The 21380-nt window shown below is 33.2% G+C and carries 23 protein-coding genes; 3 read left to right on the forward strand and 20 right to left on the reverse strand.

From position 1 onward, the window contains the following. Positions 1–66: 66 nt before the first annotated feature. Genes C6368_RS05405 through C6368_RS05415 form a run of 3 tightly spaced genes read left to right on the forward strand, consistent with a single transcriptional unit; the run spans position 67 to position 1322 of the window. Positions 67–447 (forward strand): DUF6249 domain-containing protein, encoded by a 381-nt coding sequence (locus tag C6368_RS05405; RefSeq protein WP_107038169.1) that lies wholly within the window; start codon positions 67–69, stop codon positions 445–447. Positions 448–450: 3 nt separating this feature from the next. Then, on the forward strand, positions 451–984 hold the full coding sequence (locus tag C6368_RS05410) for an RNA polymerase sigma factor (protein WP_107038170.1): 534 nt from the start codon (positions 451–453) through the stop codon (positions 982–984). 5 nt (positions 985–989) lie between these two features. Next, positions 990–1322, forward strand: a complete 333-nt coding sequence (locus tag C6368_RS05415) for a hypothetical protein (RefSeq protein WP_107038171.1) — start codon at positions 990–992, stop codon at positions 1320–1322. A gap of 49 nt (positions 1323–1371) precedes the next feature. On the opposite strand, the gene C6368_RS05420 is transcribed toward C6368_RS05415, so the two are convergent. The 20 genes from C6368_RS05420 to C6368_RS05515 all read right to left on the reverse strand — a co-directional run bounded on the left by C6368_RS05420 (position 1372) and on the right by C6368_RS05515 (position 21380). Next, a complete protein-coding gene (locus C6368_RS05420; protein ID WP_107038172.1) occupies positions 1372–3231 on the reverse strand; it encodes a PLP-dependent aminotransferase family protein in 1860 nt (619 codons plus the stop codon). A 151-nt stretch (positions 3232–3382) separates the two neighbouring features. Further along, on the reverse strand, positions 3383–4108 hold the full coding sequence (locus C6368_RS05425; RefSeq protein WP_107038173.1) for an energy transducer TonB: 726 nt from the start codon (positions 4106–4108) through the stop codon (positions 3383–3385). Between the two features lie 87 nt (positions 4109–4195). Continuing rightward, a complete protein-coding gene (locus tag C6368_RS05430) occupies positions 4196–4678 on the reverse strand; it encodes a hypothetical protein (RefSeq protein ID WP_107038174.1) in 483 nt (160 codons plus the stop codon). Positions 4679–4697: 19 nt separating this feature from the next. Further along, positions 4698–5102: a hypothetical protein gene (locus C6368_RS05435; RefSeq protein WP_107038175.1), complete on the reverse strand. Its 405-nt coding sequence runs from the start codon at positions 5100–5102 to the stop codon at positions 4698–4700. A 209-nt stretch (positions 5103–5311) separates the two neighbouring features. Further along, positions 5312–5764, reverse strand: a complete 453-nt coding sequence (locus tag C6368_RS05440; protein ID WP_107038176.1) for a DUF1569 domain-containing protein — start codon at positions 5762–5764, stop codon at positions 5312–5314. 324 nt (positions 5765–6088) lie between these two features. Beyond that, positions 6089–7045: a tRNA dihydrouridine synthase gene (locus tag C6368_RS05445; RefSeq protein ID WP_107038177.1), complete on the reverse strand. Its 957-nt coding sequence runs from the start codon at positions 7043–7045 to the stop codon at positions 6089–6091. A gap of 109 nt (positions 7046–7154) precedes the next feature. Then, on the reverse strand, positions 7155–7853 hold the full coding sequence (locus C6368_RS05450; protein ID WP_107038178.1) for a hypothetical protein: 699 nt from the start codon (positions 7851–7853) through the stop codon (positions 7155–7157). Between the two features lie 119 nt (positions 7854–7972). Continuing rightward, positions 7973–8977, reverse strand: coding sequence for a T9SS type A sorting domain-containing protein (locus C6368_RS05455; protein WP_107038179.1), 1005 nt, complete (start codon positions 8975–8977; stop codon positions 7973–7975). A 6-nt stretch (positions 8978–8983) separates the two neighbouring features. Continuing rightward, positions 8984–9268, reverse strand: coding sequence for a TfoX/Sxy family protein (locus C6368_RS05460; RefSeq protein ID WP_107038180.1), 285 nt, complete (start codon positions 9266–9268; stop codon positions 8984–8986). Positions 9269–9393: 125 nt separating this feature from the next. After that, positions 9394–9822, reverse strand: a complete 429-nt coding sequence (locus C6368_RS05465) for a hypothetical protein (RefSeq protein ID WP_159038460.1) — start codon at positions 9820–9822, stop codon at positions 9394–9396. 92 nt (positions 9823–9914) lie between these two features. Next, positions 9915–10331, reverse strand: coding sequence for a DUF1493 family protein (locus tag C6368_RS05470; RefSeq protein WP_107038182.1), 417 nt, complete (start codon positions 10329–10331; stop codon positions 9915–9917). Positions 10332–10509: 178 nt separating this feature from the next. Next, the gene (locus C6368_RS05475) at positions 10510–10842 is read right to left on the reverse strand and encodes a hypothetical protein (protein WP_234369091.1); all 333 of its coding nucleotides are present in this window, start codon (positions 10840–10842) and stop codon (positions 10510–10512) included. Further along, the gene (locus tag C6368_RS05480) at positions 10832–11476 is read right to left on the reverse strand and encodes a hypothetical protein (protein WP_107038183.1); all 645 of its coding nucleotides are present in this window, start codon (positions 11474–11476) and stop codon (positions 10832–10834) included. Before C6368_RS05480 ends, C6368_RS05475 begins: the two co-directional genes overlap by 11 nt. 250 nt (positions 11477–11726) lie before the next feature. Beyond that, on the reverse strand, positions 11727–13082 hold the full coding sequence (locus tag C6368_RS05485) for an NAD-dependent succinate-semialdehyde dehydrogenase (RefSeq protein ID WP_107038184.1): 1356 nt from the start codon (positions 13080–13082) through the stop codon (positions 11727–11729). 23 nt (positions 13083–13105) lie between these two features. Next, positions 13106–14290: a C45 family autoproteolytic acyltransferase/hydolase gene (locus C6368_RS05490; RefSeq protein WP_107038185.1), complete on the reverse strand. Its 1185-nt coding sequence runs from the start codon at positions 14288–14290 to the stop codon at positions 13106–13108. Positions 14291–14397: 107 nt separating this feature from the next. Continuing rightward, the gene (locus C6368_RS05495; protein ID WP_107038186.1) at positions 14398–15591 is read right to left on the reverse strand and encodes a C45 family autoproteolytic acyltransferase/hydolase; all 1194 of its coding nucleotides are present in this window, start codon (positions 15589–15591) and stop codon (positions 14398–14400) included. Between the two features lie 22 nt (positions 15592–15613). Then, a complete protein-coding gene (locus tag C6368_RS05500) occupies positions 15614–17239 on the reverse strand; it encodes a biotin carboxylase (protein WP_199851593.1) in 1626 nt (541 codons plus the stop codon). Positions 17240–17270: 31 nt separating this feature from the next. Continuing rightward, on the reverse strand, positions 17271–20009 hold the full coding sequence (locus C6368_RS05505; protein ID WP_107038187.1) for an aminotransferase class I/II-fold pyridoxal phosphate-dependent enzyme: 2739 nt from the start codon (positions 20007–20009) through the stop codon (positions 17271–17273). A gap of 3 nt (positions 20010–20012) precedes the next feature. Next, a complete protein-coding gene (locus tag C6368_RS05510) occupies positions 20013–20414 on the reverse strand; it encodes a VOC family protein (protein ID WP_107038188.1) in 402 nt (133 codons plus the stop codon). A 24-nt stretch (positions 20415–20438) separates the two neighbouring features. Then, positions 20439–21380 carry a carbon-nitrogen hydrolase family protein gene (locus C6368_RS05515; RefSeq protein ID WP_107038189.1) on the reverse strand — a complete coding sequence of 314 codons (942 nt, stop codon included), beginning with the start codon at positions 21378–21380 and terminating at the stop codon, positions 20439–20441.

Raw genomic sequence — 21380 nt, forward strand, 5'->3', positions numbered from 1 at the left:
CCTATTCGAAAATTCGTTAGTCTTATTAATGAGACTCAAATTAAACAAACCTTAAAATTAAATATTATGGAAGATTTTTTAAAAGCATTAGTTCCGATTATAGCAATTTTGTCAACAATAGCATTACCCATAGTTTTGGGCGTTATTTATGCCCTTAAAACTGAAAAGCAAAAACATATTGAAAGAATGGAATTAATAAAGCAGGGTTTAATGCCGCCAGTGGAAGACAAAGAAACACCAAATAGATTCAAATCATTGAAAAATGCTGTTGTTCTAATTGGAATTGGTCTTGGATTAATAGTAGGTTTAGTCATTGCAAATTATTTAAATTTAAATGAAGAGAGAACCTTTTGGGTTGTGGGACCAAGCATAACTCTCTTTCTAGGTGCTGCGTTCCTAACATATTACCTGGTGACTAAGAATCAAGACAATGACTTAGAAGGTTAACTAATGGAAGAAAAGCAATTGATAAAACAGATTTTAAAGGGAGATTCGTCTTCCTTTGCTATCCTGGTTGACCAATATCAAGATATGGCCATGACAATTGCTTATCGAATTTTGAGAAATAAACAAGAAGCAGAAGATGTAGTTCAAAATGCCTTTGTAAAATCTTACCACAATTTGCATTCTTTTCGGTTGAATAGTAAATTTTCAACATGGTTTTATCGAATTGTGTACAATACAGCGATAACATCAATGAATAAAATTAAAAACAGGAGGGAAGAAGAGATTTCTGAGCACTCTGGAGTTCATGCTTATGATTTAAAAACTGAATCGAATTTGCATTCAGAATTGGACGAACAAAAAAGTAGAGTGAATAAAGCAATTCAACAATTGTCTAAAAATGAATCAGTTGTTGTAACTTTATATTATTTGGAGGAATATTCTGTAACTGATGTTGCAGAAATTATGTCGCTTTCGAAAAGTAATGTGAAAATCAATCTTTTTAGGGCTCGAAAAAAATTAGAAGATATTTTAAAATAAAGACCATGGAAGACAAGGAATTAAAAGATAAACTATTGTTGTCCAAGCTTAAAGCAGAAGATAAACTAAAGGATAGAATCCTACATCAAATTAATGCGGAGCAAGCGTTGATTCCAAAAAAACGCAAATCAAAACGTGCGTCAAAGGAAAATTATTTTTCCATTTTTGGAATTATGTATGCAGTAATTCTGTCTTTGGGAGTTTACTTTTATTCTCAAACAGAAAAAAATCCTTTAGAATCTAATACTTTTGTTTTTTCGGTAATTTTTGTTGCAGGTTCCTTTAGTATTTATTGGTTTTTAATGGTTTACATGAATTACAAGAAGGTTAAACAATAAAAAAAGGGAGACTGTTCAATCCCCCTTTAATTCGCTTAATATTTGTGTTTTAGATACTGTCCACAAACGCTTGGAAAACCTTTTTATGCAATTCCAAGTCTAAGTCTGGTGCTAAAGAAACACGTGCAATGTAATCTTTGTCGCCTTCTTTGGTCGTTCCTTGAGTTGATGTCGCCGGAATTGTCCAATAACAACCTTTCAACTGTCCATAACTCACACAGTATTTACTTTCATTTGGAATTTCAGTTATCATCATGTTGATTAACTTCAAATTCAATTCTCTTTTATATGCTTCTTTTTCTTCTGGAGTATTTCCTTTTGTTGGAAGATCCAATGAGAATACAGAAGGAGTGAAGTCTTCACTCGCCAATTCTTCCGATACAAAGTTGATTTTCGCCTCTGGTAGAACCTCGTGAATAAAGTTTACAAACTCACGTGTGTTTTTGTATGCATCTTTAATTCGTTGATTCATTGAAGGCATTTGCGCAGCTAAAATTTCGTATTGAAGTGCCGTAGCTTCGTTATCACAAAGGTCTAAGTGCAATTCAATCTTGTCCATCAATTCATCAGTCAAGGTATTTCCGATGCAATATCCAGCGGTACATTTTCCTCCACTTGGGAATTTAGAACCACTTGCGTAAGAGATTGTTCTCACTTCAGAAAGAATCTTTCCTTCACCTAAAAAGTGAACATTAGGACAGAAAGTTTGATCTAAAATGAATACAGGATCAATTGCGATTTCTCCATTTGCAGTTTTACGTTCTTTTCTAAGCGCTGCTTTTAAATCTTCAAGGACAGGAACTTCAACTCTTGGATTTGTTGGGATTTCAGCAATTATATAAGGAATTGCGTCTTCCAAAGCTACTTTTTCCAATACTGTATGAATGCTTTGAACCATGTCGTTATCTCCGTCAACTGGTAAATCAACAACTTCAACGTTATCTAAACAGTCAGCTACTCGACGTGCTTGGTCATTTGTACCACCATAACAATTTGGAGGAACGATAAATTTAATGTCTTTTCCTGGATGATTTTCCAAAGCGTGGTCAACCAATCCCATCATAATTGCATACTGAATCGATAATCCACTTGATGCAACTAAAGCTTTACTTTTCGAGCCATTAACTTCTTGAATAGAGTGGATTACAGATTTTTTATTCTTGTTGAAATTGTTGTCTTTCTCTTCAGTGATTGACTGATTATTCAACATTTTTAATGCAGTTAAAGTATCTGCTGGAGTCATAGAAATAGTTTCTCTACGTCTCACATGTTGAATTGCAGAAATGTAACTTTCATTCTGTTTTCCGTTGACAATCAATACACTTCCTAAACCAGAATAGAGGTTCACGAAAAAATCAATTTCGCTAGCAATCGGCAAAGAAATGAGCTCCATTTCTCCAATTTCATCATCCATAGAAATGAAAATTGTGCTTCCCTCAAATGCTGTTATTTCTTCTAGTTTATCTACTTTTTTAAGTTCAAAATCGTAACCGTAAACTTTTTTAATTAACTCAGAATTAAACTGTTGTGGTAGTTCATCTGAATAAATGATTTGAGTCTTTTTGTTGTCCAACAAGTTCTTTCTAAGAACAGATAAAATTGGAGTTATCATCGAAGAAAAACAAATTACATTGTCAGCATCTAAATTATTCAATTGGCCAATTCCCCATTCTATAATACATGACAAAGGGTGTCCCAAGCGAATATAATCGTAGGCTGTTGGTAATTTACTTAAAGCTGCCGTGTCCGAAATGTTGTTTTTATACAATTCTTCAAACTCATTTAAGAATTGTGTTTTCGCCAAACTCTCATCATAAATATCTAATCTGTGTGTTGTTAATTTCAACCAGTCAGATGGCATGTTTTTCAATACATCTGTTATATAATTTTGCATTTTTTCTGCTTCCATTTAATTCAACTTTTAATAGGCGCGCAATGTACGATTATTAGATGTATTTTGAAAGCATAGAGGAGCTTTGTTGGGAAATATTGTTAATTGATAATGTTAAGTTAAGGAGTGAATTTTTGATAAATTTAATCAGACTTAAAGTTGGCTCAACTCACAATTGAAAATTTAGAGGAAAAGCAAAACGTTGTCTAGAATTTTCACCGTCTTGTTTTGCTGGAATCCAATTTGGCATTGACTTAACTAATCGAATGGCTTCTTCATCTAAGGATTCTGAAACACTATCAAGAATTTCCACATCAATAATACTTCCATCGTTATCAACAACAAAAGAAACCCTAACTCTTCCTTCTTCATTATTATCTATTGCTTCTTGAGGATATTGGAGATTATCTTTAATAAACGATTTTAAACTGCCATGCTCCGTATTAAAAATTGCATCTTGATAGTAATCGTAGTATTTCTCTCTTTTTCCCAGTGAATCGTATACTTTTCCACGCTTAAATTCACCGTTCTTATATTTATCTATTCTTCTAATTGTTCCGCTTTTCCAATACGTGACCAAATCACCAGCTTCAAGACCATTTTGAAAAGTAACTGTTTTCTTTAATTCGCCTGTTTCATACCATACTTTGTTGGTTCCATGATAGATTTCTTCACTATAATTGGAATAGTTTTGTTCCGACTTTATATTGTCACTAGGATAGTAAAATTTAGAATTCACCTTGTTGGTATCATCTTTATCCATAACAATTATTTTGTAAGTCAATGCATTAGCTTTGTTTTCAATAATCACACCATTTCTACCATAAAATGTGGTGTCTTGAGAAAATGCTAAAAATTGTATAGAAATTAAGATTAAAAGAAGCGCTGATTTCATAGTAATTTATTAGTTTTTGCTAAACTAATAAATTATTGATTTTGGTGGTTTACAAGTGATATATAATTTGGTGAAAGGTCAGAAAATCTATTCCTTCTCTAAACTCATCACAAACCCAACGCCAAAACCACTTTCGGAAGGCCAATGACGAAATTCTACATTATCGGCTTTTTTCTCTGAATTTTTGGTGTCATCTTCAAAAGTAAGGTCGAAAGTAAATTCATTCGCTATGATGAGCTTCCATTTGTTGGTTTTAGTAAAACCACTATTGACCTTTTCCAATTGTAGTTCCCATGAACTGCTTTCACTATAAACAGTATCATTCCTTGTGAAATTAAAGTCAACTTCGTTCTTTCCAAAGTTAAATTGACCTAAATCGCCAGATTCATTTATTCTATCAGTTTCATTTGTACCGATAACTACATTATTTTCAATTGTATAGTTTCCATAAATGGACTCTATGTGGTTTACATTCCAAGTTCCTACAATTGACTTGATTCCTTGTTTTTCGTCTTTATTACAGCTAAGAAAAAGAAACAAAGTTGATATCAATAGTAATGCGATTTTCATATTTATAATTTGTCAAGGATTATTTCAACTTTACATTGCTATTTTCTTCTAAAGTAATCTCAAAAGGATTGGTATATAATCGCCCTTTTGTCACTTTACCATTCAATTTGAATTTAACTTCATATTTGTCTTTTGTTAAATTTTTTAGTTCAATTAAAGCAGACGCTGGACCAATAGCAGTAGGACAAGGACCTTCTTCGTTGATGGATTTAAAAACTATTTTTATTGAAGATCCAGTCACTTTATCGGTATAAATAATTGGAAATAAGCAGTTGTACGACCTTTCAGTTTCAGCTTTTATGTATTGTTTGCCGTTCATCTCAGAAAGTTCAATTAATATGTCTGAATCGATATCAGTATGACCTGATTTATTGCAACCCAAAAACAATATTGAAAGTAGACTGATGTAAATTATTTTTCTCATAATTAGTTAATTAAATTAGTTTTAAACTTCTCAATTGCCAATAATAAATTAAGAAGTTGTTCCGAACATACTGGCAATATTAAAATATATCTTACTTCAATATTACAGTAATTAATTGAAAAATTCAAAGTGAAACTGTTTTATTACTGAAGTCGGAATAAAAGTCATTACTTAAAGACCAATAGAATTCCGGAATATTTCTCTTTTTGTCATAATCCAAATTGTCTTAAATGGTGATCGCAATGCTTGTAAACCAAAATTCCAATTTGTTCTTTTGTCATTTTTCCAAAGAAATCATGGATAAAATCAGGGTTATCGAAGTCTTTGTAATCTATAATTGTGGAAATCCATTTTAATTTGTCTGATTCTAAATCTCCATCTAATTCTTTAATTTTAAACGGGGCAGAAGTTGGAATACTTTTATCGAATGGTTTTTCATCCTTAATCATTTTCTTCAGTACCATTTTGCCGAATATTTTCCCAATGAATGCATGATAGTAAGTAAATCGGCCATTTCCGAGAATCCAATCATTCCTATAAACATTGTGTTTGACCATTTGATAAACATTCATTTTACCCCAATTTGCTGTATGATTAGAATCAATGGCTTCAATTCTCTCGATAATGGAAGACCGATCGGTTTGATCAAAAATGCTTTTCATGATAGATGTATTAAAAATTCATTCTTTAAATCACGAAATTAGGAAGAAAAATTATTTTAATAATTGGCTTATGACAATTAACCCCATAATGTGGGTTGATTGCTCTTAAAGAATCCAAATTGTTGTGCATATGCTCATGCTCACTTTGAAATTTCGAACTAATGATTCACGTTTTATGTAAATGAAGAGTGAATAGATGGACTTGGACTCAAATATATTACTTGAATATATTTTAAAGCACAAAAGCAAAATCTATGTTCTTTACAATAATTTTAAATGTCTGATTATTTACATTTGTCAGATTATCAGTTTTTAAATAATTTATTATTGTAAATCCATCTCTGTCCTCAAAATCTTATTCACAGCTTCTCTATATTTCTGAGGATTCGTAGCTTTTTTTATGGCCTTGTAGGTTTTGTGTGGGTTTGAAGTAGTTTCAGCAAAATACTGCCAAAAGCCTTGCATTTTCATTTTAATAGGAGTGGGGCCCGATAAATACTCGTCATATTGCTGGTAAATCGTATCATGAAACTGCGAGAATATTTCCCAACGATTTTTTGGATATTCTGTCGTGTTGTTTTTGATCATGCTCGGTAAAAATGGATCTGCAATCAAACCTCTTCCTATCATAAAGTGATCGAGTTGAGGGAAACGTTCTTCGATTGCCTTAAACGCTGTAACACTTGTGATATCTCCGTTGTAATATAATTTGTGTTTCGTGGCGGGAATGCATTTCTCGAATGCATCCAAATCTACTGGTCCTTTGTAGAGTTGTTTTCCAATTCTCGCATGAATAGCAATATTTTTCAAAGGATATTTGTCAAGAATAGGAAAAGTATTCAAAATTTCTTCGGGATTCTCATAACCCATTCTCATTTTCATGGAAACTACAATATCCGATTCATTGTGGGCTTTATGTAAAACTTCATTGATTTTAGCCGGCTGACAAATCATTCCAGAACCCATTCCGGATTTTGTAACCATTGGATAAGGACAACCTAAATTCCAATTCAATTCTTTGTAGCCTAAGCTTTGAACATATTTCACAACAAATAAAAACTCATCAGGATCATTGGTCATCACTTGCGGAATAACTTCTAAAGTTGAATTATTATCAGGGTCTAAATCGATTTGATAAGAGTTTTTGATGACCATTTTTCCTTGCAAGCGGATGTATGGCGCATAAAAAGTGTCAATTCCACCAAAATAATGATGAAGAGCATTGCGAAACCTGAAATCCGTAAATCCCTGTAAAGGCGATGATAGAAGAGTAAGACCCATATTTTTATTTAATCCGACAAATATAAGAGATTCGCATATCATATTTGATAAAACCCGCGTGAATTCGCGTTGCTTGCATCTGCGTCATCCGCGTTCCATAAAAGGGCAATCAGCAAATCAACAACAAGCGACTTTTCCCATCCTTTTCCTCAGGAGCACGGTGCAAACAAGGTAAAACTTCACTGTCTGGATGATCAACAGCTATTTTCCATAGATGTCCAACACCCATACTTATAGGTTGTGCATTGGGTAGCTCCTGATAGTGCAAATCAAAGAAATACTCACTCAGAAACGCTTCGAAACCCTCGTCATTTCCACCATAAAGCTTTTTAAGTTCAGCACGAATTTCTGGAACAAGAATCTTCTGAATTCCTTGAGCATTTGGCAAAATATCACTCGAAGCTCCGTAATAAGTACATAAAAAAGTAGCTGTAGGAACTGGAGAACGATCTACATGATAGGAATAAACATCCGTTGGAAATTCCGGATAACTCTCATCTTTTTCATAATTCTTGATGATATTCAGAATAGGTGAAGCCCCTTGATTTTTTAATAATTCCATATCACTGATTAGAATTTCTCTCGCCAATTGTCCTTGTTCTGTTAACTCCAATTGAAGTAAATCTTCTGTTGAAAGTTCAGCCATATTCCCCTCAAGTTCAACTTTTTGAATAATCTCAGCAAAGTCACCAACAAGTTTGCGTGACCAACTCATGGCATTTATTTCTCCTTGAAATAGAGTAGAGGCAAGCTCTTGAAAATTAGAAACCTGCAGAATTTGGTTTTCGCCTTTTTGATTACGATTCATTAATGAAAATTAGAATTGAAATGATCTGACAAAATTAGTGATTCTTTCGTGTTAAATGTGATTCCTGAGAAAGTGTGCTCATTGAAAATAACTAAATTTAAATCTCTTGATCAATTCATTTACTCCTTTATTAATCTAATTACTTCTTTTCCATCACCAGTTTCTATGTTTAAAAGGTAAACACCTGATGATTCATCAATTTTTAAGTTTAACTGCTGAATATCCTTATATTTCTTTGATTGAATAGTTTTTCCACTTAAATCAGTTACACTTATTTTTACATCGTGGAGAATTTTACCTAAATTAATCGTGAATAGGCCATTTGATGGGTTTGGGAATACTACAATATTTGTTTTGGAATATTCAGATTTTAAACTGCTTGTTGACTCTGGGGCTTGACAACTTGCCATATCTGTGAAGTTATGAACTGGAAAATAAATTCCTTCGCCCAATTCTGCAGTATTTCCATTTATGTATACTGGAAAAATGGAATCATTAAGTGTTCCGAGATAAAGTATATTGTTTAAAAAGAATGAACCATATCCTGCCAAATTATATTCAAAAGAAAAAGAATTTATTTGACCATTTTTGTCGTAAACCTTCAAACTATCGATTGAAGTTCCAGGGGTTGAAGCTGTTGTAATCCAAGCATGACCTAAAGTGTCCACACCGATATCATAAACACCTGCAAAGAATTCACCTGGCAATGAATCAATTACTTGTAAACTTGATCCATCCCAATAGTTAACATATTGAATGACTCCACCAACTACAGTATAAAATTGATCATCTAAATGTCCTCCATTGTCCTGAACGTGAGCATTCGTTGGAATATTAATCCAACCAAGCGTTGATTCATAATAATTTATTCCAATTTCACCTTGATTCCAATTGTCGGTATAAAAAGTTGGAGCATTGCTATTTCCACAATACCCTAAACTTAAACCACCGCCTGTAAGAATAGTATCTCCTCCTGTAATGATTGAATTACTCAAACTCCATTGTTGAATTTCTCCATCTGCAGTAATTGTCCAAAAATCTGTTGAACAGTCTTTTGTTTGTGCATGACTGAAAGATAAGGAAAAGATTGAAAGGAAGATGAGGATAAATATTGAGTGTTTCATAATCTTTTAATGTTTAGTATTCATAGCCGTTATTTTCTTCGAAGCTTTAGCTTTATCATTGAAATCAAGACAAGTATTTATCCAAAATTCAAAATCTGTATTGTTTTTGAACCCCATGGGCTCAACATAACAGTATCCTTTGTATTCTTTTACTTTCATTATCATTTGTAAAGAACCAGTTTTTTCTGCAAGGAATTCTGTTAAATCAGGATCAAAGCGACACAATAACCTTTCACCACCAACATTAATGCACATTTTCCCATTAACCAGAAATGCCAAATCTCCAAACATCTTCTTTTCTTCAATATCGATTTTTTCGATTTCCGAAAGATATTCTCTAACTCTGTGCTAGTTCGGTGCTGTATGTTATAATAATTGGATTTTGACTAATCGAAAGGTAAATAAAATATTTCAATCTATTGTCTGAAATTCCTTTTTACATAATTTCTAATATCTTCCATTTCCTCCAGAATTACAGATTCTAAAATCAAAGGTTCTACTATTTTAATTTCCGTGCTTGTTTTCTTCCAAAATGGATATAGCCATGTCATTGAGGTTCCTTGATGTTCAAGCGCTCCATTACTTAATATATTTTCAGTTTTATTCTTGTATTGAAAATTTCCTTTGTAATAAATAGTAATTCGTTTTCCAATTGTGATTAATTTGAAAAAGTTTTCAATAGCAACATTAAAATTGTCATAATCCGGGTTGTGGTGAGTATGAGCAAATCCATAACCAATCGTTAATTCGCTATCATCACATTCAATCCAAATTCCAGTTTTTCCAACAACCAAATGATCACCATCATCATACTCAACTAATTCTACAGGAAAATGTTTCTTCAATAGATCCCCGATTTTACAAAATAAGATTTCATGATTTTTCATTAGACGTTTTGTTACCAAGGTATTTCTTAAAGTCCAAAATTGAATTTCTTTTAAAAGTAGGCATAAAATAGATAAATACACATTCCAATGGCAATCAAAATTGTAACAATGACATTTATTTTTAAATCGATTCTTTTTTCTGGAAATACATGAGGTGGATAATCTACATTCCATTTCTTAGTGACAATAAAATCAGCTAACATTTGAGGTGTAACAGGGATTCTCTCAACTCTTTCGTAAGGAGGTTTAGAAAATAATCCTTCAATACCATATCCTTCTTCATCTGTATGAAAATACCAAAGGTAATTACTCAAATCAACTTCATATAATTTAGAGTAATTATCCATCATTTCATGAAAATCATCTCCTTTTACCCCCATATCTTTCCAAATATCGATGTTAGGATCCTGAGGGAGTACTCCCGAATAATCCTCTAAGAAATTTGAAATTTCATCTATGTAACTCATTTCTTGAAAATTGATTAATTCGTTTTAAGGAATAACAGAATTGATTTTTTTAAACACCAATTTAATCAATTCCTTTACCCGTGACCAATATCTTGTGATATCCCAAAATGCAATTATAAGAATAAATGGAATGCATAAAAACGTGATAATCGGCGCTATCAGTATTAATATGATTATTTCAATGATTATTTCCATTTTTATTGTTTGATGTTTTTTTGATTTTGTATTCAAACTGTAACACTCTTAAATTCCACAAGGTCAGTGTTTGTACAGCTGTTATTTTTTCATTTTCTGAACTAACAACCAACTTATCTCTAAATGAAGAAATGAACTTAGTCCAGATGTTTTCTTTAGAATCATTCAATAGAAAGTAAAAACCACTGTCACCAACCTTTTTACCTGATGAATTTAAAATAAGTTCACCATTTTCCCCAATAATTGGATTTAAAATCACTGTTGCACTTCCATTAGGTAAAGGAAAAATGGCTTTTATACAATTATTAAATTTCAATGTCGTGATTTTTGAGGATTTCATTTATCTCTTCAGTTGTCAAAACTCTTTCAATTCGTTTCGGTACAACAACTCCCATTGGGTGACCGAAATTTAAATATTCTACCTCATAAACTCGCCCTAAACTGTCAAATATTCTTTCGTATTCATCCCATTCATATCCGTTTAGGTCTGAATTTGTGATTACTTCATCTGAAGTAGAATATTTATCTATTGTATCAGTAATGTCTAATGAATTATAGGAGAATATAGGGAATTTAGGTGTTTCTATGAATTCACATTCATTCCAATAGTTCAAATATTTGAAATGAATTTTTTGAAGCAGATTAAAATCCTTAATATTCATTAAATGGTAGATATCATTGAAATGAATCAATTGAATCTCATGATCCTTAATGATGTCTGCAGAAAATTCTATATTTAATTGATCAGATTTTGATATTGGCATTTTTCCAACGTCAAAACCAATCACCCTATTTATCAAGTCACCTTTTAATTCAACCCAATAATATTCTACATTATTTTTAATTCTTAATTTACGATATTCTGAATATTGTCCTTTATAAATTGCCTGAAATAATGATAACTTTCTGTTTTCACTCTTGACCTCCCCTTTAGAAATTCGAATAATCATATTCAATTGGTTTTTTCTTCTTAATTTAATTTGGCATATCAATTGAATTTAATTCTTTCAATGCAACATAACATATAAAAATAATCCTGCTAAACATTTCCATATCTAGCAGGATTGATAAATTCCATCAATTACAATAAGTGCGTTTTGCAAAACGTCCCTACGTTTTATCTTCTTTTAATGTTTATTCTATTGAATATTTGAATCTTTCAATCTTTCAATTCTTGAATCTTTCAATTCTTAAAAAATCCTATTTCACATAAACCGTTTTCCTGTTCACAAACTCCATCATTCCATCTTTCGATAATTCTCTTCCGTATCCTGAAAGTTTCGTTCCTCCAAAAGGTAAACGAGCATCAGATTTTACGAGTTCGTTGATGAAATATGCTCCATCGCTCACTGAATCTGCGTAACTTAATGCCAATTCAACGTTTTCTGTACAAACAGTTACGCCCAATCCATATTTTGAATTTTCAGAAAGTTCGAAGGCGTGTTCGATAGATTTTGCCTTGATCATTGCTGCTAATGGACCAAAACTTTCTTCATCGAAAGCAGCCATTCCCGGTTCAACATTTCCTAAAATTGTTGGTTCATGATAACAACCATCTTGTTTTCCTCCATGAATTAATTTCGCTCCTTTGTCAATGGAGTTTTGAACTTGTTTTTGTAATTCTTCTGCTAAATCAAGACGTGCTAATGGTCCAATCGTAGTATCATCCTTCATTGGATCACCAGACTTTAAAGTTTTTACTGCTTCTGTAAATTTCTCTACAAATTCATCATAAACACCTTCAAGAATGATAAAACGCTTTGCTGCAATACAACTTTGACCACAGTTCATCATTCTTGCTGTTAAGGCAGTTTTAACTGTTTTGTCGATATCCGCATCTTCCCAAACAATAAAGGCGTTGCTTCCGCCAAGTTCTAATAAAGATTTTTTAATGTGTTTACCAGCAATAGCAGCAACCGAAGAACCAGCTCGTTCACTTCCTGTTAAGGTGATGGCTTTTATTCCGTCGTGAGAAACAATCTGCTCAGTTACGTCGTGGTGTATAATTAGATTTTGGAATACATTTTCAGGATAACCTGCTTTTGTGAAAAGTTCTTCAATCAATTTGGCACTTCCAAAAACATTGGAAGAATGTTTCAAGAATCCAACATTTCCAGCTGTTAGGGTAGGAGCCGCAAACCTCAATACTTGCCAAAAGGGAAAGTTCCATGGCATGACAGCTAAAACTCCACCGATTGGGTTGTGCGCAACAAAACTTTTTGAAGCATCCGTTTCAATCATTTCATTGGCCAAAAATGCTTCCGCATTATCAGCATAATAATCACAAACAGTTGCACATTTTTTCACTTCGCCTCTTGATTCTGAAATTGGTTTTCCCATTTCCAATGTGATCATTTTGGCATATTCCTCAACATTCTCAAGCAATAATTTTCCAACATTTCTTAATAATGAACAACGTTCTTTCAATGGAACTTTCTTCCAAGTTTCAAATGCTTTTTGACTATTGTCTAATTTTGCAGCCAATTCTTCTTTAGAAATTGACTGGTACACTGCTATTTCTTCCCCATTGTAAGGGTTGATTGTTTTAAATTCCATTTCTTATAATTTAATTTTTTGTTTTAAATAGGCTTATTCCAATAATCTGAAACTGCATTCCATGCAACTTCACCTTTAGGCATTAATTGACGCCTAAGTTCATTTTGTTTTTCCACTGAATCATCATTTGATATGCTTTTCACCAAAGAATCTACTAAGGCCTCTTGCCATGTATGAGGGTTTTCTACTATTCCGTCTTGATCATAAGCCACAGGAATTGATTTAGCATTTAATTTTTCTTTGTAACGGATTGTAATTCTTCCATCCTTAAAATTGTCAAAACTTCTTTCCATTACAGCATTGGGCCACATCAATTTCATTCTCAATTTTTCTGGTTGATAAACTGCAGTAAATAATGTTCCAAAACTTTTCTGGAATTTGGTATTGTATAATGGTGTGTGTAAAAAAGCCTTCGCCAATTGATCTGCGGAAATATCTTTAGATTCTAGATAATTGTTGAGAAATTTATAGCGTTTTACAGTTTGATTAAATTTAGCATTTTCAGGCCAATAAACCGCTCCTTGGTGGTTAGTAGAAAAAGCAGCTGGTGTTACTATAGTTTTTCGATTAGGAGCGAACATTATGGTTTTCGTTTCCCCAGTTTTATCAACCACAGTAACGTTATACGACATGTGGCAAGGAATATTCTTTAATTCTATCACAGCCTCTTTGGTATTAGAACAAAATTCCAAGACATACCTTAAAATAAACGGAATTCCAAAACCAAAACCAATTTCATTTCGACCTCCGAATGTCAAGGAAACACAGAGACCATCTTCATTCATTCCATCAATTAAACCAATCAAGCAATCAGAGGATCCAATCACTTTTTTTGAATTCCACTTACTTAATAATAAAGTTCCTTCGAGTAAATCGGGATGATAATCATAATTTCTAACCAATTGAATTTCATCAGTTTGTATTACTGCTTGTGCACATCCTCCAAAATAAGCGGGTGGTTGAAAACCTGTAAAAAATCGAGCAAGATCCTCATCAGAGTTCGTTATTTTACACAAATGCTGATAAGAATCCCAAAATTTAGGCATAAATTCTTTAAGCGCCTTTTCACACTTTTTAAGATCAGGAACGGACTTCGAAGTATTTGATAAAAACCAAGATCTATAACCTTCCCAGTAAGTATCAAATAACTTTTTCCATTTTCGTCCAGCCTTAGTTGGTTCAGAAACAGCTTTAAATTGTAAATGCATTAGTTGCTCAATTATTATAAATATTCTAGTTTCAAAATTTATTATTCTCTACTCTATTTTTTCAAATAGGGCAGAGGTGTTCAAATTTAATTAGTGAAATGAATTAATTAATATGAAATTGGTTCATTCCAAAAGTTTGCAATTTCGTGCCATTGAATAACTCCTTTTGGCATTAACTTTTCACGCAATTCTCTTTGTTTTGCTTTAGATTCTTTGCCAGCCATGCTTTTCACTAATGAATCCACAACTGCATCTTGCCAGTTGTAGGCACCTTCTGAAGTTGCTGTAACCGCAGGTGCAGAAATTGCTGGTGAAGTTTGAACAGCAGACTGCTCATAATAAATCGTGATTTGTTCTTCAACAAAATTACTGAAACTTTGAACCATTTTGGCATTAGGCCATAAAAGCTGCATACTCTTTTTCTTGGGATGATACACGGACGTAAAAAGAGTTCCAAATCCTTCTCTAAATTTCGTGTTGTATAAAGGTGGGTGCAAGAAAGCTTTCGCTAACTCATCTGCTTTAACATCCTTCGATTTTAGGTAATTCTTAATGAAATTGTAACGTTTCATCGTTTGATTGAAAACAGCGTTTTCTGGCCAATCCACAGTACCTTGGTGATTTGTTGCGAATGGAATTTTCGAAACTTTTGGCGCTTTATCTGGTGCTAACATCACTGTTTTGGTTTCTCCTGTTTTATCTACAATGGTAACATTGTAAGACATATGTGAAGGTATACCTTTCAAGACTTTAACAGCCTCTTTAGTCGTTGTACAAAATTCTAAAACGTATCTCAGTATAAACGGAATTCCGAAACCATAGCCAACTTCCTTACGGCCTCCAAAAGTTAGAGAAACACAAAGACCTGAATTATTCATTCCATCCACTAAACCAATTAAGCAGTCAGAATTTCCCATTACTTTCTTTTTATTCCATTTGCTTAACAACAAAGTTCCTTCTAAAAGTTCAGCGGCATAATCATAATTTCTAACCAATTGAATTTCATCAGTATCAATTACAACTTGTGCACATGCACTAATATAAGCTGGTGGCTGAAAACCTGTAAGAAAACGAGCGATATCCGTATCTGCATTAGTTAATTTGCATAAATGAAGATAAGTGTCCCACATTTTCGGCATATATTTTTTTAGCGCTTCCTGAGAAGTTGCTAAATCAGGGGTCAATGGTGAATTCTGTGAATTAAACCATACCTTATATCCAGGCCAATATGAATCAAATAAATGTTTCCATTTTTCTCCTGCTTTGGAAGGTTCAGAAACAGCATCAAATCGTAATTGCATCTTATTTTATTATTTAGTTTATTTATTTTGTCAAGCTTCCTGTGAGAATTACTTTTTCTCTTCTGTCCTCAATTATTTGAGAAGAATATTGCGCGCGGATAGCTTTGATCCAGTTTTTAGCACGTTTGTTTAATTTAAAATCGTTTGTCATCATTCTACCTCGGGATACAATGATTCCCATATCGGCACCCTCGTATAAATAATCTCCTTTTTTAGTGATATGTAAGAAAAAAGCTTCTTTTTCAGACTCAACAGCTCTTCTGTGACTGTCCATTCTATCATATTGAATATGACCATTGTCAAACATTTTCCAAATTCCTGAGCGAGGAGCTTGAGAAACATATTCTATTGTATCTTCTGTATGTTTAATAATTAATTGACTCCAGCCGTCAAGGTTTTCTTGTTTGGCCCAACGTCTATTGATTTCATTAACGTTCAGTTTATATTCAACACCCATCCATTCCAAAATATGGAAAATAAACAGTGGCGCATCAGCCAAGGCAAATACAGCATGGTTAGTAATAGAACTAGCTCCGGTAACACGTGGATTTAATTCACCCAAATAAATTTCACCGTTGTCTTGGTCAATCAAGAAGTCCAATTCAAAATAACCTTTGTAGCCTTCTTTTCTCAATTGATCTCCGAAAAGTTGGGTATATTTCGCCGCTTTCTTTCGAATTTGTGGAGTAAATGCATCTGGATATATTTCATTACCACACCATCCTCCTTTATATGGAGTCATTTCTTTAAATCCAACCAACTCTGTCATTAATGGCGCTACAATTGTACCATGTCTAGTTACACAAGCCTCAATAGCAGAACCTCTACAATTGATTCGTTTCATGATTTTTACTTCATCTTCTTTAACGATTTCTTCTTCATGTTTTTTGAAATCTTCTTCATTGGTAATAAAGAATGTTGTATGACCCGAATCACCAAATGGAGTTTGAATCACTAAATCTTTACCCAGATTTTTAGATATTTCACATAAATGATCATAATCATCAACTTTAGAAAGAACATAAGGAACACAAGCAACACCAGCTTTTTCGGCCAATCTATTCGTATTCACCTTATTGTCCATCATTGTTCTCATTTTCGCAGGAGGAAACATGATTTCTAAGCCAAGTTTTTTTGCTAATCTTTCCGTTTCTTCATCAAACATTAAAAACATTGCTTTACCAGCTGTCCTTTTTGCTTTTCTTATATTGATGTAATCTTGAACTTCTGGATGTTGCAGCAAATAATTGTTGATGTCTTCAATTCCTGTGAAATCGTCGTGTGGCATTTCCTCTTTAGGAGAAAAAACATTTGGATGCTCACCATCGAAACATTCGATATAACTAATAAATTTAAAGCCTTTTATCCATTCATCAGCACCAAGCATATTGAAGTTTGTAGCACTAATAAAATATAAAGGAGTTTCATTCTTATGAAAAAAACGTCTAATATCTGGAATACCATTAAGCACTTCAGGAACAGCCTTTCTCTTAGCAACTGTTTTCTTAACAGGAGCTTTTTTTGCCGCTGGTTTCTTCACAGTAACTTTTTTTGCAGTTGGTTTACTATCTGCAGCTTTTTGAACTTTTGGTTTTTTAGCCGCAGGTTTTGTCACCTTCTTTGTTGTTGTAGTTTTCTTCGTAGCCATATATCTTTATTTTAATCGTTAAAGCAATTGTTTATTTTTTAGTCTTACCCTTTGACATCCCACCAATCGAGGTAATAACTTTGTGCCTGTCTAATACTTTTTCTTTAAAAACTCTGATTCCTAAATCAGCTCGGTAACCATGAATTTCGCTGACATCTAATGCTGTCATGAAATTGATGATTTCTTGACTTATTACTTGACCTGGAACCAAAACTGGGAAACCAGGTGGATAAGGAATAACAAAAGTTGAAGCCACTAAATCTCTGCCTACGTTAATAATTTCTAGGCATTCATTTAATGGAACATATTCATAGTTATTTTCATCATATGCTAAGAAAAATGCTTCTCTTAAATTACCTCCTGGAACTCCTGGAACAGCTTGAAAAGAACTATGGAAATAACTAAAGTCGGGGAGAGGCGGAACTTCTTTCGTTAATGAATGAATTCGTTTTTCTCTAATTTCAATTTCTTTATCATTTAATGACCTAAATTCTTCATCCAGTTCATCTGCAATTTTCAATAAGGCATTTGTTAAATAGGTAATACTTCCTTTCGTAGTCCCAATATTGGTCATAAAAAGTACAGTATTTCTTGAAGTTTTATTGATTTGGATATTAAATTTATCCATCAAATACCTATTTTTAAAGGTATCACCATCAACTCCGGTCTTACCAATATACAAGGTTATTTTTGTTGGATCTAGAACAAATTCATCATTTGCCCATGCAGTATACATTCTATTCCAACCATTTTTCTTTGTGTAATATTCGTTTAAACCAGTTTCGCGAAATTTATTTGGGATGAAATCGCCTACTGTAAGCACGTCAAAATATTTACTTAAAAGTGGAGTATCATTAATCTTAGCCCTCAAAACCATTGCCATTTCTATACTCTTTTCTACTAGTTCAAATCCTTCTAGTTGAACTTGACGTCTACCAATATCCAAAGAAGCCAGCATTTGATAGTTTGGAGAAGTAGAGGTATGGGTCATATAAGCTTCAAGAAAAGTATTCTCGGTTTTTCTTCTAAAATCTTCATCCCAAATATGAATCATAGATCCTTGTCTAAAACTGCTTAAAGTTTTATGTGTACTCTGAGTAGCATATACTCGAATTCTTACTTTATCAGGATCAGGTAATAATGACTGCTCACCTTCTTTTAAGGTTTTAATGTACTCAGAATACTTCTTTTTGTATTTTGGACTGTTGTATCTTCTATGTAGCTTTTTTGCTACATACATTCCAGTACGTTGTTTATAATCATATCCAAAACTTGCAAATGCAAACCAAGCTTCATCCCACAAAAAGATCATATCTGGTTTAATCGCAAGTACTTGTTCCATAACACGTTCCACGTTGTAAACTAAACCATCAAATGTACAGTTTGTTAACAAAAGCATTTTCACCTTGTGCAACCTACCGGCATCCTGAAGTTGAAGTAATTTAGTTTTTATTTGTTCTAAAGGAACAGCTCCATACATTGAATATTCTTCGATTGGATAGGAGTCTAAGTAAACAGGATAGGCTCCTGCTAAAACCAATCCGTAATGATGAGATTTATGACAATCACGGTCAATCAACACCACATCATCCGGTTTAACCAAACCTTGCATTACGATCTTGTTAGCAGTTGATGTTCCATTGGTTACAAAATAAGTGTGACAAGAACCGTAAGCATCCCTTGCCATTTCTTGTGCTTTTTTAAGCGGACCAGTTGGTTGCAATAAAGAATCTAATCCACCAGTTGTGGAAGAGGTTTCTGCCAAAAACATATTTCGGCCATAAAACTCTCCAAAATCATGAATCCATCTAGATTTAAATACAGAATTACCTCTAGAAATAGGCATGGCGTGAAAAATCCCTGTTGGCTTTTTACTGTATTCAACAAGTGCAGAAAAGAAAGGCGTATTATAGCGTTCTGCAATACCTCGCATAATTGTTAAATGCAATTCTTGGATATCTTCAGTTTGATAAAATATTCTTTTAAAATCTTTTATCGTACTGTCTTTAAGTAATCCTAAGGAGGTGTCTGTAACATAATATGCATCTAATTCCGGTCTGATTTCTCTAATTAAGCTTGCGACTATTGGACCTAGGTCTGTTTCGGATTTTAGTGAATAATCATGTCTTGAAATCTTTCCAATATATGGTTTTATGACTTCAGAAATATTTTTTGATCGATAGGGTGGAGCATAACGAACCACCACTGCCTGAATATTGTGATTAAATAATAAAGAAATCAGTCCATCCTGAAAAGAGCGCTGAACAACAACACCATAAGTAAATTTATCACTTGGAGAATGTAAATTCTTTAAGGTTTCTTTTAGTTTAAACTCTTCAATGTCAGAAACGTTATCAATAAAAAGTACTTCGAAATGATTTTTCCTAACGCTATTGTGATCCTCATGATTTTCGACAGAATCCATACTTTGTTCATCAAAATCAACATAGTCAGAATTACTTTTATAGCTATCTCCAACCAATTGTTTGGTGGTATCTTGAACCATATTGGCCAATGAAGCAAACTCTTCGGCTATAAAAGTTTTTTCTAATCTATTTAAACGTTCTTTTCCAGGAGAAGCGAAAAAACATTCCACTCCTTTCAAGTCCCTGAGTAGTTCCTCAATGCTCTGTTTGTGGTCCTTTTCATTTATCGAACCTTTATTGCAACGGGTTAATTCTGAGGTTTGAATCTTTAATTTATTCCAAAAATCAACACGCAGTTGTCCAATATTATAATAAGGTGCACTTTTAGTTCTATTTTTCGTCACAAATTAGTTTTTAGAGTGTAATGCGAGTTTATTACCCTGAGAATCAATAAAGATAGCGAAGTAACCTTCCTCTTTACTTATTAAAGTTTTAGGCATGATTACTCTTCCGCCAGCTTTCTCTATTTTGTTTAAGACTTTGCTTAAATCTTTTCCTCCATTTAAATAAATAAGCGGACCTTTATCAGATGGAATTGAACCTGGTCCTGAAATCACAGCACCTCCAATTCCAGTTGTAACAGGGAAAAATGCCATTGAATTTACGTCTGTAATATTCTGTGTCATCTCTATATCAAAAATTTGATTGTAGAAATTTACTGCTTGTTCAAAATTTAAGGCCGGTATTTCAAACCAACTCACGAAATCTTTAACTGATATTTTCTTTTTACTTAATGCTGGTCCTCCCATAGTTTTAGTGGTGTTTGGTTTTAGTTATGTTAAATCTTCTCCTTTGTAGTGCATAGTTTCATCCTTATGAACAAGTGTTTCTTCTTTAATTGTTAATTCAGTAATGGCATCTAATCGAGTAGGTTTAATCAATGGACCTAGAGAATCTAAATAATTGATAGGCGCATTGGGCTGATAAATATTAAAAACACCTTTTTTCAAGTGATCTCTAAAACTTTTCAATGGTTGACCTAATCTCAAAATTCCTAATTCCCGACTTCTTCTAACTCTTTCGATATTTAATTCTAAAGGAACAATCTCCTCTGTGCCTTCTGATTGATGTAAGACACGTCCATCAGGTCCACAAACAATTGATCGACCACAACCTCCAGTGTCTAAGCCATTCATATCGAATAGATAACATTGGTTTATTGAAGCCATTGCTCTAACAATGGATAACTCAATATCTCTATCAATAGTTCCCGATAATGTAGGATGCATAATCACATCAGCTCCCATTGTAACTAAAGTTCTTATTGTTTCCGGAAACCACATGTCATAACAAATAGAAACTCCAAATCTTCCAACATCGGGAACGTCAAACACACAGAATTCTTCTCCTGGCGTTACTCCAGTCTCATAAGGATAAAAAGGAAACATTTTACGGTAGCGCGTTACAACTTCACCTTGAGGGTTTATTACTGACGCTGTGTTGTATATTTTGTCTTCACTTTTTTCAAAGATTGAACCAGGCAACAACCAAATTCCATATTGTTTTGCTTTTGCTTGCATTTCTGCTTCAAAATTGTTCGGAAATTCTTGTGCATGATGAGTTAGGGGACCGAAGGCACACAACTCACTAAACATTATCATTTCGATCCAAGGATAAAGATTCATTGTTATATCAATCTTTAATTTCATCATTTCCACATTGGAAGCGACGGCGGATACTTTCATTTGTATTCCTGCTATTGCGAATGGTTTCAT

The organism is Brumimicrobium mesophilum, from assembly GCF_003025005.1.
In the GTDB taxonomy this organism is placed as follows: Bacteria; Bacteroidota; Bacteroidia; order Flavobacteriales_D; family Crocinitomicaceae; genus Brumimicrobium; species Brumimicrobium mesophilum.

What these genes read in the sequence shown, in the direction of transcription:
- C6368_RS05405 (WP_107038169.1), top strand. Translation starts at nt 67, where the DNA reads ATGGAAGATTTTTTAAAAGCATTAGTTCCGATTATAGCAATTTTGTCA.
- C6368_RS05410 (WP_107038170.1), top strand. Translation starts at nt 451, where the DNA reads ATGGAAGAAAAGCAATTGATAAAACAGATTTTAAAGGGAGATTCGTCT.
- C6368_RS05415 (WP_107038171.1), top strand. Translation starts at nt 990, where the DNA reads ATGGAAGACAAGGAATTAAAAGATAAACTATTGTTGTCCAAGCTTAAA.
- C6368_RS05420 (WP_107038172.1), bottom strand. Translation starts at nt 3,231, where the DNA reads ATGGAAGCAGAAAAAATGCAAAATTATATAACAGATGTATTGAAAAAC.
- C6368_RS05425 (WP_107038173.1), bottom strand. Translation starts at nt 4,108, where the DNA reads ATGAAATCAGCGCTTCTTTTAATCTTAATTTCTATACAATTTTTAGCA.
- C6368_RS05430 (WP_107038174.1), bottom strand. Translation starts at nt 4,678, where the DNA reads ATGAAAATCGCATTACTATTGATATCAACTTTGTTTCTTTTTCTTAGC.
- C6368_RS05435 (WP_107038175.1), bottom strand. Translation starts at nt 5,102, where the DNA reads ATGAGAAAAATAATTTACATCAGTCTACTTTCAATATTGTTTTTGGGT.
- C6368_RS05440 (WP_107038176.1), bottom strand. Translation starts at nt 5,764, where the DNA reads ATGAAAAGCATTTTTGATCAAACCGATCGGTCTTCCATTATCGAGAGA.
- C6368_RS05445 (WP_107038177.1), bottom strand. Translation starts at nt 7,045, where the DNA reads ATGGGTCTTACTCTTCTATCATCGCCTTTACAGGGATTTACGGATTTC.
- C6368_RS05450 (WP_107038178.1), bottom strand. Translation starts at nt 7,853, where the DNA reads ATGAATCGTAATCAAAAAGGCGAAAACCAAATTCTGCAGGTTTCTAAT.
- C6368_RS05455 (WP_107038179.1), bottom strand. Translation starts at nt 8,977, where the DNA reads ATGAAACACTCAATATTTATCCTCATCTTCCTTTCAATCTTTTCCTTA.
- C6368_RS05460 (WP_107038180.1), bottom strand. Translation starts at nt 9,268, where the DNA reads ATGTTTGGAGATTTGGCATTTCTGGTTAATGGGAAAATGTGCATTAAT.
- C6368_RS05470 (WP_107038182.1), bottom strand. Translation starts at nt 10,331, where the DNA reads ATGAGTTACATAGATGAAATTTCAAATTTCTTAGAGGATTATTCGGGA.
- C6368_RS05480 (WP_107038183.1), bottom strand. Translation starts at nt 11,476, where the DNA reads ATGATTATTCGAATTTCTAAAGGGGAGGTCAAGAGTGAAAACAGAAAG.
- C6368_RS05485 (WP_107038184.1), bottom strand. Translation starts at nt 13,082, where the DNA reads ATGGAATTTAAAACAATCAACCCTTACAATGGGGAAGAAATAGCAGTG.
- C6368_RS05490 (WP_107038185.1), bottom strand. Translation starts at nt 14,290, where the DNA reads ATGCATTTACAATTTAAAGCTGTTTCTGAACCAACTAAGGCTGGACGA.
- C6368_RS05495 (WP_107038186.1), bottom strand. Translation starts at nt 15,591, where the DNA reads ATGCAATTACGATTTGATGCTGTTTCTGAACCTTCCAAAGCAGGAGAA.
- C6368_RS05500 (WP_199851593.1), bottom strand. Translation starts at nt 17,239, where the DNA reads ATGGCTACGAAGAAAACTACAACAACAAAGAAGGTGACAAAACCTGCG.
- C6368_RS05510 (WP_107038188.1), bottom strand. Translation starts at nt 20,414, where the DNA reads ATGGGAGGACCAGCATTAAGTAAAAAGAAAATATCAGTTAAAGATTTC.
- C6368_RS05515 (WP_107038189.1), bottom strand. Translation starts at nt 21,380, where the DNA reads ATGAAACCATTCGCAATAGCAGGAATACAAATGAAAGTATCCGCCGTC.